This window comes from Streptomyces sp. W16, assembly GCF_033194735.1.
GTDB lineage: Bacteria > Actinomycetota > Actinomycetes > Streptomycetales > Streptomycetaceae > Streptomyces.
Genome location: NZ_JAWOAI010000286.1, coordinates 1 through 12,795 on the forward strand (window position 1 = coordinate 1; position 12,795 = coordinate 12,795).

Sequence of the window (12,795 nt, forward strand, 5' to 3'; positions counted from 1 at the left end):
GTGTCGCTGGCCGAGCGCGCCAAGCTGCTGAGCACGCTGGGCGGGGGCGAACGGGCCGAGTGGGTGGCCGGGTTCATCGCGGCGCAGGGACTGTCCGAGGCGTTTCAGCTGCTCGGGGTGTGCGCGGTGCCGTGGGCCGCGCCGCTCGGGCGGGCTGTGGTGGACGCGCTCAACATCGCGCGGGACGCGGGGAGTTATCCATGGAGTTTCAGTGGGGTGATGGGGCTGGCCGAGCGGTGTCTCGATCCGGCCGAGGCGAGTCGGCTCGACGGGTTGCTTGCGGTGCCGGACGAGTCGGAGGACGCGGCGCCGGGAGCGGGGGGTTATTGGGCGGAGGCGTTTCAGCGGCTGGTGACGACGTTGCGGTTGCGGGCGGCGATGGCGCGGGAGCTGGAGGCGCCGTAAATGACCGGCGCCGAGCAGCGAACCCCCAATCGCCGCAGGCCCTACGCCCCGGCCGGCTGGCGCACGTTCTCCCGCACCCAGTCGACGATCGCCTGCGTGGTCGCCCCGGGGGTGAAGATCTCCGCGACGCCCTTCTCCTTGAGTGGGGCGATGTCCGCCTCGGGGATGATCCCGCCGCCGAACACGAGGATGTCCTCCGCCTCGCGCTGCTTCAGCAGGTCGATCACGGCGGCGAAGAGCGTGTTGTGGGCGCCGGAGAGGATGGAGAGGCCGATCGCGTCGGCGTCCTCCTGGATCGCGGTGTCGACGATCTGCTCGGGGGTCTGGTGGAGGCCGGTGTAGATGACCTCCATACCGGCGTCGCGCAGCGCCCGCGCGATCACCTTGGCCCCGCGGTCGTGGCCGTCGAGGCCCGGCTTGGCCACCACCACGCGGATCGGACCGGCTGCCACACCCATCACTGCCTCCATGAAGCGACTGCGTTCATCCCTACCGGCGGGTACCGCGGCATCCGCTCCGGTGCGGGGAGTGAACGAACGTTATCTCCAGCATCCCGCAACCGGCAGTTTCGCGGTGGATACCGAGGGGGAAATCACACGATGGGACACGTTCACCGCGCAGCGTTCCAGCGGGAACAAGCGCAACGGGAGCCGCAACGAGGTCGCCGCACCACCGCGCCGCAGGCCGCGCGCCGTGGTGGTTCGGCGCATCGGCACAGGCACGAGGGGCACGCCGCGCGCACCCCTCGCGCACCGTCGGTGATCCTCGCCGTGGCCTCCCACGAGGGCACACGGGGGACGGAGCTGTCGATCCGTGTGCCGACAGGAGGTCGGCCATGAAGGTCACCAGGGCGGTGCAACCCTTTCTCCCCCTCTGTCAGCGCCTTCTGCCCAGCAGGCTGGCGGGGCTCTCCATGACCCTCCTGAAAGCGACGGCCCTGGAGATCGCGATCCTCGCGGGCCACCTTCTCCTCTATCCGTCCGGCATGACCCAGGAACGCAGGCTGCCGCTTCCTCCGGCCCCCTCCCCGGAGGACGCGGCACCGCTGCCGACCGAGGCGAAACCCCCGGTGGTGCTGTTGCACGGGTTCATCGACAACCGCTCGGTGTTCGTGCTGCTGCGCCGGGCCCTGGCCGAGCATGGCCGCCGGCCGGTCGAATCGCTCAACTACTCGCCGCTGACCTGCGACATCCGTACCGCGGCCGAGCTGCTCGGCCGGCACATCGAGGAGATCTGCGAGCGCACGGGCAGTGAGCGGGTGGACATCGTCGGGCACAGTCTGGGCGGGCTGATCGCGCGCTATTACGTGCAGCGGCTCGGCGGTGACCTGCGGGTCCGCACGCTGGTGACGCTCGGGACCCCGCACTCCGGCACCGCCGTGGTCCCGCTGGCCAACGCGCACCCGATCGTCCGCCAGATGCGGCCCGGCTCGGCGGTGATCGAGGAGCTGGGCCTGCCCGCCCCCGGCTGCCGTACGCATTTCGTCAGTTTCTGGAGCGACCTCGACCACCTGATGGAGCCCCTGGAGACCGCCCGCATCGACCATCCCGACCTGATCGCACAGAACGTGCAGGTCAGCGGCATCGGCCATCTTGCGCTGCCGGTACACCCGGCCATCGCGTCGGGCATCCGTCAGGCTCTCGACACGCCACGGACCCAGGCGCCGGCCGCGACCACCCGCACGGGCGGTCTGACGGTGGCCTGACCCCGACCCGACCACCGGCACCCGGAACGCCTCACACAGGGCTCCGACAGCGACCCAACAGCCTCCAGCCTCGAACGCTATTCGAACGCAAGGCCAAACCCGTGCCCGCCGTCCCCCGAAACACGGCCGAATGCCCGTTTCCGGCTGACGCGAAACCCGACGAAGATTGTCGGGCTCGCATACTGCCGGGTACAGTCGCCGCACTGCTCTGCCAGCCCCTGTTGTCGAGGCGAAAGAGAAGTTGGTGAACGACCGTCACCCGTCGGGGATCATGACCACCCCGGCTCCGGCTTCCGATGCCACCTCGGCGCAGTACGCGTCGTACGGCGGGCAGGACGCTCAGTACGGTGACTTCACCACGTACGGCGACCACTCCGCCACGGGTTTTCACCCGGGCGCGGACAGCGGCCACACCACCGCGAGCTTCGCCACCGACCCCCTGTTCGGCGATATGCAGGGCCACGACGTCGGCTCGCACACCACCGGCGCCTACGACTCCTCGGCCTGGTCCACGGGTGCTCAACACACCCTGAATTACGACCCGTACGCGGCCCAGCACCACGCCACCTACGACACGGGCGCCTACGAGACCACCGCCTGGTCGGCCGACTACCAGCAGCTGTCCGCCATCCCGCCGCAGACCGCAGGCCCCGACATCAGCGGTCAGTGGGATGCCAACGCCTGGCTCCAACCCGACCAGTCGGCCCATTCCGCCGCCCCCGCCGACCAGACCCAGCATTGGGAATGGGGCACACAGGCCTTCGACACCGGCGCGTACGACGCCACGCAGTGGAACGACGACGGCAGCCCCGCCGCCGCGACCACCGCCTTCGAGCAACCGTCGTACGACGGGACGCACGAGGGCACGTACGACGAACCCGCCCCGGAAGACGGCGAGTTGACCGCGACCGGTGAGCTGCCCGCCCTCGACGAGGCCGAGCCGGACCGGGACGGATCCGAGCCGCACCACGAACTCCTCGAAGACCAGGAGGAGTTCACCCCGGCCCCGGCGACCGCCTCGCGCGCCGCGGGCCGCAACGGGAGCCGTTCCAGGCGCCGTACGCCTCCGAAGCGGTCCGCGCTGATGACCATCGCCGTGCCGTCCGCGTGTGTGATGGGGGTCGCGGGGATCGCCGCCGCGTCCGTCGGCACGTTTTCCGGCGGCAGCGGCACGACGGCATCCGCCTCGGACGCGACCTCGGTGCAGCCGTCCGTCGCGAACAACAAGCTGGACGCGCAGATCAAGAGCCTCTCGGCCGGCGCCGACGACTTCGCCGACCGGGCCAGCCGTACGCAGGAACGTATCGACCTCAAGGCCCAGCAGGAAACCGAGAAGAAGAAGGCGGCGGCGGAGGCGGCCCGCAAGGAGCGGATGCGCCCCAAGTACGTGCTGCCGGTGACGCAGAAGGGCCTCAGCGCCTACTTCGGCCAGGCAGGCGTCAACTGGATGTCCGTGCACACCGGCATCGACTTCCCCGTCTCGTACGGCACGACGGTGATGGCCGCGACCGACGGCGTCGTCAGCACGAAGTGGAACAGCGCCTACGGCAACATGCTGATCCTGACCGAGAAGGACGGCACGCAGACCTGGTACTGCCACCTCTCCAGCTACCGCGTCCCCTCGGGGACGACGGTGAAGGCCGGCGACCCGATCGCGTACTCCGGGAACTCCGGCAACTCGACCGGCCCGCACCTGCACTTCGAGGTGCGCCCGGCGGGCGGCGCGGCGATCGACCCGCTCCCGTGGCTTCGCAGCCACGGGCTCGACCCGACGTAAGCCGCCCCAACTCCCTTACGGGCAGCCCCCCGTAGGGGCGACTCCCTTACGAGCTACAGCTTCTCCACCGGCGCGTACCGCAGCAGCAGCCGCTTCGGCTTGGCCTCTCCGAAGTCGACCGTCGCCTCCGCGTTCGCCCCCGTGCCGTTCACGCCGACGACCGTGCCCAGGCCGAACTGGTCGTGGGTGACCCGGTCGCCGACGGCCAGGGACACGACCGGCTTCTCCGAGGCCCTGCGCGTGGCGAAGCCCGACGCACCCGACGCCGACGAACGCGAGCGGGACGAGGACAGCGAGGCCGCGATGCCCGAGGCCGGACCCGTGGACGGCGGGGCCGCCATGGCGCCGGTCCGCTTCCACTCCACGTGTGCCGCCGGGATCTCCTCCAGGAAGCGGGAGGGCGGGTTGTACGACGGCTGTCCCCAGGCGCTGCGCAGCGAGGACCGGGTCAGATACAGGCGTTCACGCGCGCGTGTGATGCCGACGTAGGCGAGGCGCCGCTCCTCCTCCAGCTCCTTGGCCTGGCCGAGGGCGCGCATGTGCGGGAAGACGCCGTCCTCCATGCCGGTGAGGAAGACGACCGGGAACTCAAGTCCCTTGGCGGTGTGCAGGGTCATCAGGGTGATGACTCCGGAGCCGTCCTCGTCCTCGTCGGGGATCTGGTCCGAGTCGGCGACCAGGGCCACCCGCTCCAGGAAGGCGGCAAGCCCGACAGGCGTCTCGCTCTCGGTCTCGCCCTCGCCTGAACTGTTCTCCTGTTCGAACTCCAGGGCCACGGCGGCGAGTTCCTGGAGGTTCTCGATGCGGGTCTCGTCCTGCGGGTCGGTGGAGGCCTGCAACTCGGCCAGATAGCCGGTGCGTTCGAGGATCGCCTCCAGGACCGTCGCCGGTCCTGCGCCGGACTCGACGATCGTACGGAGGTCCTCCATCAGCGTGTTGAACTTCTTGACCGCGTTCGTCGACCTCGCGGCCATGCCGTAGGCCTCGTCGACGCGCTTCAACGCCTGCGGGAAGCTGATCTTCTCGCGCTGCGAGAGGGCGTCGATCATCGCCTCGGCGCGCTCGCCGATGCCTCGCTTGGGGACGTTGAGGATGCGGCGCAGCGGGACCGTGTCCTCCGGGTTGGCCAGGACGCGGAGGTAGGCCAGGACGTCCCGGACCTCCTTGCGCTCGTAGAAGCGGACGCCGCCGACGACCTTGTAGGGCAGGCCGACGCGGATGAAGATCTCCTCGAAGACACGGGACTGGGCGTTCGTCCGGTAGAAGACGGCGACGTCCCCGGCCTTCGCGTCGCCCGCGTCGGTGAGACGGTCTATCTCCTCGGCGACGAACTGGGCCTCGTCGTGCTCGGTGTCGGCGACATAACCGGTGATCTGCGCGCCCGCGCCCGCGTTGGTCCACAGGTTCTTGGGGCGGCGGGACTCGTTGCGCTCGATGACCGCGTTGGCGGCGGAGAGGATCGTCTGTGTGGAGCGGTAGTTCTGCTCCAGGAGGATCGTCGTCGCGTTCGGGTAGTCCTCCTCGAACTGGAGGATGTTGCGGATCGTCGCACCCCGGAAGGCGTAGATCGACTGGTCGGCGTCACCCACGACGCACAACTCGGCGGGCGGCAGGTCGTGTTCGCCGGGCGGTACGTCCTCGTCGTGCGCGCCGGTACCGACCAGCTCGCGCACCAGCGCGTACTGCGCGTGGTTGGTGTCCTGGTACTCGTCGACCATGACGTGCCGGAAGCGGCGGCGGTAGTGCTCGGCGACGTCCGGGAAGGCGCGCAGCAGGTTGACCGTCGTCATGATCAGGTCGTCGAAGTCGAGGGCGTTGGCCTCGCGCAGCCGCGACTGGTACATGGCGTAGGCCTGCGCGAGGGTCTTCTCGAAACCGTCCGCTGCGCGGGCGGCAAAGTCCTCCTCGTCGACCAGTTCGTTCTTCAGGTTGGAGATCTGGGCGCTGAACGACTTGGGCGGGTAGCGCTTCGGGTCGAGGTCCAGGTCGCGGCAGACCAGAGCCATGAGGCGCTTGGAGTCGGCGGCGTCGTAGATCGAGAACGAGGAGGTGAAGCCGAGCTTCTTCGACTCGCGGCGCAGGATGCGCACGCACGCGCTGTGGAAGGTCATCACCCACATCGCGTTGGCGCGCGGGCCGACGAGCTGTTCGACGCGCTCCTTCATCTCGCCCGCGGCCTTGTTGGTGAAGGTGATCGCGAGGATCTGGCCCGGGTGCACATGGCGCTCGCCGAGGAGGTGGGCGATGCGGTGGGTGAGCACGCGGGTCTTGCCGGAGCCCGCGCCGGCCACGATGAGCAGCGGGGTGCCGGAGTGGACGACGGCCGCGCGCTGGTTCTCGTTCAGCCCGTCCAGGAGCGCGGCCGGGTCCACCGCCGGGCGCGGGGCGCCGTCCCGGTAGTAGGCGTCTCTGCTCGCGGGCACGTCGAACTTCCCGCCGAACAGGTCGTCCGGAACCGGCTCCGGTCCGTGCTCGTCCTCGGGCGGTGGCGGGGGCTCTTCATCGTGGGCCCGAGGGGCCTTGAGATCCGCCAGGAAGCTGTCGTCAAAGAGGCTGCTCATCGCCCTCCGAGTTTAGGGCGCCCCACTGACAACCGGCCGCCACCCCGAGAACTCGGGAAAATTCACGGTCCAGAACCGGTCGATAACGATCAGCGACGGCGAGACCCGCACATGACCGAGGTCACGCGAACCCATCGGGCATATCGACCATCGACCTTCACACAAGCCACACAAATTGGTTAGCGTTCGATCAAGCTCCACGACCCCACCGACCTCGGAAGGAGTCGCCGCCTTGGCGTCGTCGCACCGCAAGCCGCGTTCCACCGGCTCGCGCATCGCAGGCATATGGACCCCCGCGGCCGACGACGGCGATCCGCGCCTCGGAGAGGTCGAGAAGAAGATCGACGACCTCTACCGGCAGGCGGATTCGGCGACCGAGAGGGACAACGCGGCCAAGCGCACGCAGAAGATCAACTCCGTGCGGAGAAAGCCGAGTTCCTTCACCGCCACCCCGCACGACCACTACGACCAGGCCCAGTTGATGAGCCGGCTGACCGCCCGCCGGAAGGACGCGGTCGCCGCACACCTCACGGAGCGGTCCACGACTGCGGGGAAGCACCAGGAGGCGACCGTGAGCCTCCAGGCCCCCGACGACACGCAGAGCGACCCGAGGACGGCCAAGGCCACCGTCCAGAAGAAACTCTCCACCGCACGCGCGCTGTTGTCGCAGTCGGCCGCACGGCAGCAGCGCCAAGAGGCGGCAGCGGCGCTCGCTCGGCAGGCCGTCGCCTTCGCCCGCGCCCAGGTCGGCAAACCGTACGTCGTGGGCGCCGCGGGACCCGGCTCGTACGACTGCTCGGGCCTCGCCCAGGCTGCCTGGAAGGCCGCCGGAGTCACCCTCCCGCGCGGGACCACCGACCAGGCGAACGCCGGCACGACGATCTCCCTGGCCGACGCGCAACCCGGTGACCTGGTCTTCTTCCACGACGACAGCAGCCACGTCGGCGTCTACGTCGGCGACGGCATGGTGATCCACGCCCTGAAGCCCGGCACCTATGTCCGCGAGGAGTCGGTCCACTACGGGGGCATGTCGGTCATCCACAGCGTGGTGCGGCCGGCCTGAGCGGAGTGCGTGGGCGCACGCGCGCGTGCGGGTGTTGTTGACGGCCACGCACGCGTGCAGGTGTTTTTGAGGTCCACGCGCGCGTGGCCCGCCCTCGGCACCGGGGCGGCTCCCTAGCATCGGAGCCATGTCAGGTGCCGGTACCTCCCGCTTCCGCGTCTGGTGGGCGCAGCGTCCGCCGGCGGCCGGGGCCGTCGTGATGGCGACCGGCATCGTGTCGGTCGGCCTGCGTCTCACCGGGTACGAGGTGCTGTCCGATATCGCCTTGGCGGTGGCCTGCGCCTTCTGGCTGGGGCTGGCCGTGGAGTTCGCCGTACGGCTGCTGTGGGACTGGCGGAGGTGGCTCACGGAGGCGGGGACGCCCGGGGCGCTGACCGCCGTCGCCGCGACCGCCGTGCTCGGCACCCGGTTCTCACTCGCGGGCCGGCAGACCGTGGCCGAGGCACTGCTCGCGCTGGCCGTGGTGCAGTGGCCGGGGCTGCTCGTGCGGGTCCTGGGGAACTGGCAGGGACGTATGCCCGGGACGGTGTTCCTCGGCTGTGTGGCCACGCAGTCGCTGGCCGTGCTGGGGGCCACGATCGCCGCGGCCGAGTCGGCGGCCTGGCCGGCGCACACGGCGCTGGTGCTGTTCTGGTTCGGGCTCGTCCTCTACGGGTTCGCGCTGGCCCGTTTCGAATGGCGGCAGGTGATCACCGGGGCCGGTGACCACTGGATCGTCGGCGGCGCGCTGGCCGTCTCGGCGCTGGCCGGGTCGAAGCTGATCGCCGCCGACAGCGCCCGCCTGTACCTGTGGAACTCCGACGACCGGGGTGTCCTGCGGGCCGTGACCGTGGCGCTGCTGGTGCTCGACGTGGCCTGGTGCGTCGTCCTGCTGGCCGCCGAGATCGCCTGGCCCAGACTGCGCTACGACGTGCGCCGCTGGTCGACGGTGTTCCCGCTCGGGATGACGGCGGCGACCGCGCTGTCCGTGGGCAGCGCCGTGGACGTCTCGTGGCTGCGGACGCCTGGCGAGGTGGTGCTGTGGATCGCGGTGGCGGCCTGGCTGGTGGTGGCCGCGGGGACGGTCCGGTTCTGTCTCGCCACCACGTCCGGGGTCACGTCCACAGGACCGCGATGAAGATGTTGACCATGGTGAGGCCGCCCACCAGCGCGAACTGGGTCTTGTCGACGGTCTCCTCGTCCCGCTTCACGTAGACGAGTCCGAGGATCACGACCAGCAGCGCGAGCTTGATGCCGATCTTGATGTTGTTGATGTGCTGATCGTCGGCCTGGTTGAGGCCGACCAGGATCGCGCCGGTGACCAGCATGGTCAGCGCGCCGTGCAGCATGCCGGGGACGAAGCGGGCCGTGCCCTGGCCCATCGCCTTCATCTGGGTGAGGAAACCGCCGAGCAGCGCGGCGATGCCGATGATGTGCAGGCCGACGAAGAGATGGATGAGTACGTCCATGAGGCCGGAGCCTAATCAGGGGCTCGGGGACCGGCCGACACCGGGCCGCCTTATAGCTCACCGGGCCTTGCATATATGCGGCCCATAGCACCGCGTCACCACCCGCCGCGCCGGAACCGCCGCATCGGTCAGCGCGCCGCTCGAAGGCGGTGGCCCCGGACCGGAAGCACAGTCACCTTTCGCCAATAGGCGATCACCTCATGTCATTTCCGTACATGCGTTACCGGGCCGTCACAGTCAGGTTTAGCGTCCTCCACCAGGTGACCGGCTCCCCACCGCCGCCCGGACCAGGGGCGGCAGTCGGACACCACCGCCGAGAAGGTCCGGCGGCGGCCCGCTCCCCCTGTGTGAGCCGCCGCCGGACGCGCAACCCGCCCGCTCCCCCGGCGGTCGTACGAAAGGACGTGCAGTCCACGTGGCAGCGCACCGCAAGCCCCGACAGCGCTCGCTCAGCGGCCATACGGCCCGCACCGCCGCCACGATCGCCCTCGCGGGTGCGGCGACGGCGACCGGCTTCGACGGGACCTCGCACGCCGAGCCACAGCTGACACCGACGCAGGTCAAGGCCAAGGTGGACAAGCTGTACCAGGAGGCGGAGGTCGCCACCGAGAAGTACGACGGCGCGAAGGAGAAGGCGGACGCGGCCGAGAAGCAGCTGAACACCCTGCGGGACGAGGCGGCGCGCAAGACGGAGAAACTCAACTCGGCACGGGACTCGCTGGGTTACGTCGCCGCGGCCCAGTACCGCGGCGGCGGCCTCGACCCCGCGGTGCAGCTCATGCTCTCGGACGACCCCGAACAGTATCTGGACGGCGCCGAGTTCGCCGACCGGGTGGGCCACCGGCAGACGGCAGCCGTCGCTCTCGTACGGCAACAGCTGCGGGAGATCGAGCAGTTGCGCGGCGCCGCGCACGTCGAGCTGACCTCGCTGAAGTCGCGGCAGGCGGAGCTCGGCAGGCAGAAGAAGACGATCAACGGCAAGCTGGACCAGGCGCGGCGGCTGCTGTCCGCGCTGCCTCCGCAGCAGCGGGCCCAGGTCGAGCAGACCGCCGGCACCTCGGGGCGTGCGTCACGGTCGGCGGCCACGGCGCGGGACGCACTGCGTGCGCCCGGCTCCTCCGCGGCCACGGCCGACGCCCCCAACTCCCGTGCGGCGGCGGCCGTCTCCTACGCCTACCAGAAGCTCGGCAGCCCCTACGTCTGGGGCGCGACGGGTCCCAACGCCTTCGACTGCTCGGGCCTGGTCCAGGCCGCCTACAGCTCCGCCGGAGTCTCGCTGCCCCGCACGACCTACGCCCAGATCAACGCCGGCCAGCGGGTCTCCCGGTCCGAACTGCGCCCCGGCGACCTGGTGTTCTTCTACTCGGGCATCAGCCACGTCGGCATCTACGTCGGCGACGGGCAGATGATCCACGCCCCGAACCCGTCGGCTCCGGTGCGGCTGGCGCCGATCGACCAGATGCCGTTCGCGGGGGCCACGCGGGTGGTGTGAACTCCCTTGTGGGTCACACCAGTCGGCGTGCCGTGGCCCACCGGGTCAACTCGTGCCGGTTCGACAGCTGGAGCTTCCTCAGCACCGCCGAGACATGGGACTCGACCGTCTTCACCGAGATGAACAGTTGCTTGGCGATCTCCTTGTAGGCGTAGCCGCGCGCGATGAGGCGCAGGACCTCGCGCTCGCGCTGGGTGAGGCGGTCCAGGTCCTCGTCGACCGGCGGGGCGTCGGTCGACGCGAAGGCGTCCAGGACGAAGCCGGCCAGGCGGGGCGAGAAGACCGCGTCGCCCTCCTGGACGCGGAAGACGGAGTTGACGAGGTCGGTGCCGGTGATCGTCTTGGTGACGTAGCCGCGCGCACCGCCGCGGATCACCCCGATCACGTCCTCCGCCGCGTCCGACACGGACAGGGCGAGGAAGCGGACGGGCTGCTCGGCGGCGCTCATCAACGGGGCGCAGCGGCGCAGGACTTCGACCCCGCCGCCGCCCGGCAGGTGGACGTCGAGGAGGACCACCTCGGGGCGGGTCGCGGTGATGACCGTGACCGCCTGGTCGACGTCCGCGGCCTCGCCGACCACCTCGACGCCGGTCTCCTCGGTCCGGCCGATCTCGGCCTGGACCCCCGTACGGAACATGCGGTGGTCGTCGACGAGGACCACGCGCACATGACGCCCGCCCGCGCTCCCGCCGGTCGGCTCCAGAGGCTCGTTCGTCTCGGTCGCGTCGCTCATGACGTCTTCTCCACCCTCTCCATCTCCAACTCGACCTCGGTACCGCCGTCCGGCACCGCGCGCAGCCGTGCCGTACCGCCGTGTCGCTCCATACGGCCGATGATCGATTCTCTGACGCCCATGCGGTCGGCGGGTATCGAGTCGAGGTCGAAGCCCGGTCCGCGGTCACGGACGGACACGAAGACCTTCTTCCCCTCCACCTCGGCGTAGACCTGCACGGCGCCGCCCTCGCCACCGTACTTGGCCGCGTTCACCATCGCCTCGCGCGCGGCCTGCATCTGGGCACCGATTCTCTCGTCGAGCGGGCAGTCCCCGACGATGACGACCTCGATGGGGACGCCGTGCTTGTCCTCGACCTCGGCCGCGCTGCGCCGCACCGCCTCGGCGAGGGTGTCGGGTTCGTCGGCCTCGTCCTTGCCGGTGCCCTCCGGTTTGTAGAGCCAGGCGCGCAGATCGCGCTCCTGGGCGCGGGCCAGGCGCCGCACCTCGTTCGGACTCTCCGCGTTGCGCTGGATCAGAGTGAGGGTGTGCAGCACGGAGTCGTGGACATGGGCGGCGACCTCGGCGCGCTCCTGTGCGCGGATGCGCATGAGGCGCTCCTCGGAGAGGTCCTGGGTCATCCGCACGAGGTACGGGCCGGCGAGCAGGGTGATGCCGACGAGGACCGCGAGGGCGGCCTGGAGCACCGAACCGAGGTGGGCGGCGGAGCCCTGCAGCACGAAGATCGCGGTGGCACCGGCGGTGACCAGCAGGACGCCGCCGCCCGCGCGCAGCAGGCTGAGCGTACGGCGACGGCCGCCGACCTCGGCCCAGCGGGCGCGGCGGGCGTTGTCCGCCTGGCGCCAGACGAGGGCGACGCCCGCGCCGACGAGGACGGTCGGGAAGAGATAGGCCTTGGCGCCGTCGCCCAGATTCACATTGCCGACGAAGACCAGTGCCACGACGACCATGAGGAGCAGGGCGACGATCTGGCCCTTGTCCGGCTTGCGGGCGACGAGTCTGCGGCGGCCGTCCGGTGAGGTCTCGGTGGAGACGAGGGAGGGGGGACGCTGACCGGCGACCACGCCGCCGACGCCGAGCGGCACGAAGAACCAGAACGAGGCGTACAGCAGCGCGCCGAGTCCGTCCGCGAGGAACAGGCCCACGAACACCAGCCGCACCCAGATAACCGGCAGGCCGAGATGCCCGGCGAGCCCCCGCGCCACTCCACCGAGCCAGCGTCCGTCACTGCTGCGGTAGAGCTTGCGCGGCGGCCGCGGGTCCTCGACTGGCAATGCTGCGGCTTCCGGCATGCCACCGATGTTCACACGCCCCGCCGCCCGGAGCATCAGGGTCGGCCCCCGAGACTCCCCTGATCTTCGAGAACGGCGTGCTCGGACTCGGAAATCGGCGCGCTGCGGGGCGCTTTCGCGGTCTTTCGCGATGTCGGGGTCGTCGTCGAACACTCCCCCGGTCCGACTCAGGGCGGATTTCAGGGTTCGGCCAGGGTCGTCCCGACTGCCATCGGCGCCTCGCGGCGGGCAGCATGGACGCATGACAGATCACGAGCACGCCGCGAGGGGTCCGGGACCCGGCTCCGGCCCGGGCCCCGCAGCGGGCGGCGGGCCGCAG

At 70.4% G+C, this 12,795-nt stretch carries 11 protein-coding genes; 6 read left to right on the plus strand and 5 right to left on the minus strand.

From position 1 onward, the window contains the following. Positions 1-405: DUF5691 domain-containing protein (locus R6V09_RS31450; protein ID WP_442810187.1), on the plus strand; the 405-nt coding region annotated here is incomplete at its 5' end. Between the two features lie 41 nt (positions 406-446). Here the strand turns inward: R6V09_RS31450 and R6V09_RS31455 are convergent. Beyond that, positions 447-863: a cobalamin B12-binding domain-containing protein gene (locus R6V09_RS31455; protein ID WP_033280095.1), complete on the minus strand. Its 417-nt coding sequence runs from the start codon at positions 861-863 to the stop codon at positions 447-449. Between the two features lie 377 nt (positions 864-1,240). Between R6V09_RS31455 and R6V09_RS31460 the strand changes: the two genes are divergently transcribed. Both R6V09_RS31460 and R6V09_RS31465 read left to right on the plus strand, forming a co-directional pair. Further along, positions 1,241-2,110 carry an esterase/lipase family protein gene (locus R6V09_RS31460; RefSeq protein ID WP_317884853.1) on the plus strand — a complete coding sequence of 290 codons (870 nt, stop codon included), beginning with the start codon at positions 1,241-1,243 and terminating at the stop codon, positions 2,108-2,110. Positions 2,111-2,354: 244 nt separating this feature from the next. Next, positions 2,355-3,887, plus strand: a complete 1,533-nt coding sequence (locus tag R6V09_RS31465) for a M23 family metallopeptidase (RefSeq protein ID WP_317884854.1) — start codon at positions 2,355-2,357, stop codon at positions 3,885-3,887. Positions 3,888-3,940: 53 nt separating this feature from the next. Here the strand turns inward: R6V09_RS31465 and pcrA are convergent, their stop codons facing one another. Next, positions 3,941-6,448 carry a DNA helicase PcrA gene (pcrA, locus tag R6V09_RS31470; RefSeq protein WP_317884855.1) on the minus strand — a complete coding sequence of 836 codons (2,508 nt, stop codon included), beginning with the start codon at positions 6,446-6,448 and terminating at the stop codon, positions 3,941-3,943. 232 nt (positions 6,449-6,680) lie between these two features. On the opposite strand from pcrA, the gene R6V09_RS31475 reads away from it, so the two are divergent. Beyond that, positions 6,681-7,511 (plus strand): C40 family peptidase, encoded by an 831-nt coding sequence (locus R6V09_RS31475; RefSeq protein ID WP_317884856.1) that lies wholly within the window; start codon positions 6,681-6,683, stop codon positions 7,509-7,511. Between the two features lie 127 nt (positions 7,512-7,638). Further along, positions 7,639-8,628 (plus strand): tellurite resistance/C4-dicarboxylate transporter family protein, encoded by a 990-nt coding sequence (locus R6V09_RS31480; protein WP_317884857.1) that lies wholly within the window; start codon positions 7,639-7,641, stop codon positions 8,626-8,628. Here the strand turns inward: R6V09_RS31480 and R6V09_RS31485 are convergent. Further along, positions 8,606-8,959, minus strand: coding sequence for a hypothetical protein (locus R6V09_RS31485; protein WP_317884858.1), 354 nt, complete (start codon positions 8,957-8,959; stop codon positions 8,606-8,608). The genes R6V09_RS31480 and R6V09_RS31485 overlap by 23 nt on opposite strands. Before the next feature lie 415 nt (positions 8,960-9,374). Between R6V09_RS31485 and R6V09_RS31490 the strand changes: the two genes are divergently transcribed. After that, positions 9,375-10,451 carry a C40 family peptidase gene (locus tag R6V09_RS31490; protein WP_317884859.1) on the plus strand — a complete coding sequence of 359 codons (1,077 nt, stop codon included), beginning with the start codon at positions 9,375-9,377 and terminating at the stop codon, positions 10,449-10,451. Between the two features lie 13 nt (positions 10,452-10,464). Here the strand turns inward: R6V09_RS31490 and R6V09_RS31495 are convergent, their stop codons facing one another. Both R6V09_RS31495 and R6V09_RS31500 read right to left on the minus strand, forming a co-directional pair. Further along, positions 10,465-11,184, minus strand: a complete 720-nt coding sequence (locus R6V09_RS31495) for a response regulator transcription factor (protein ID WP_317884860.1) — start codon at positions 11,182-11,184, stop codon at positions 10,465-10,467. Continuing rightward, positions 11,181-12,512, minus strand: a complete 1,332-nt coding sequence (locus tag R6V09_RS31500) for an ATP-binding protein (RefSeq protein ID WP_317884861.1) — start codon at positions 12,510-12,512, stop codon at positions 11,181-11,183. Before R6V09_RS31500 ends, R6V09_RS31495 begins: the two co-directional genes overlap by 4 nt. Between the last annotated feature and the right edge of the window lie 283 nt (positions 12,513-12,795).

Coding starts and splice junctions, on each gene's coding strand:
- R6V09_RS31455 (WP_033280095.1), bottom strand. CDS start 863: ATGGGTGTGGCAGCCGGTCCGATCCGCGTGGTGGTGGCCAAGCCGGGC.
- R6V09_RS31460 (WP_317884853.1), top strand. CDS start 1,241: ATGAAGGTCACCAGGGCGGTGCAACCCTTTCTCCCCCTCTGTCAGCGC.
- pcrA (WP_317884855.1), bottom strand. CDS start 6,448: ATGAGCAGCCTCTTTGACGACAGCTTCCTGGCGGATCTCAAGGCCCCT.
- R6V09_RS31480 (WP_317884857.1), top strand. CDS start 7,639: ATGTCAGGTGCCGGTACCTCCCGCTTCCGCGTCTGGTGGGCGCAGCGT.
- R6V09_RS31485 (WP_317884858.1), bottom strand. CDS start 8,959: ATGGACGTACTCATCCATCTCTTCGTCGGCCTGCACATCATCGGCATC.
- R6V09_RS31495 (WP_317884860.1), bottom strand. CDS start 11,184: ATGAGCGACGCGACCGAGACGAACGAGCCTCTGGAGCCGACCGGCGGG.
- R6V09_RS31500 (WP_317884861.1), bottom strand. CDS start 12,512: ATGCTCCGGGCGGCGGGGCGTGTGAACATCGGTGGCATGCCGGAAGCC.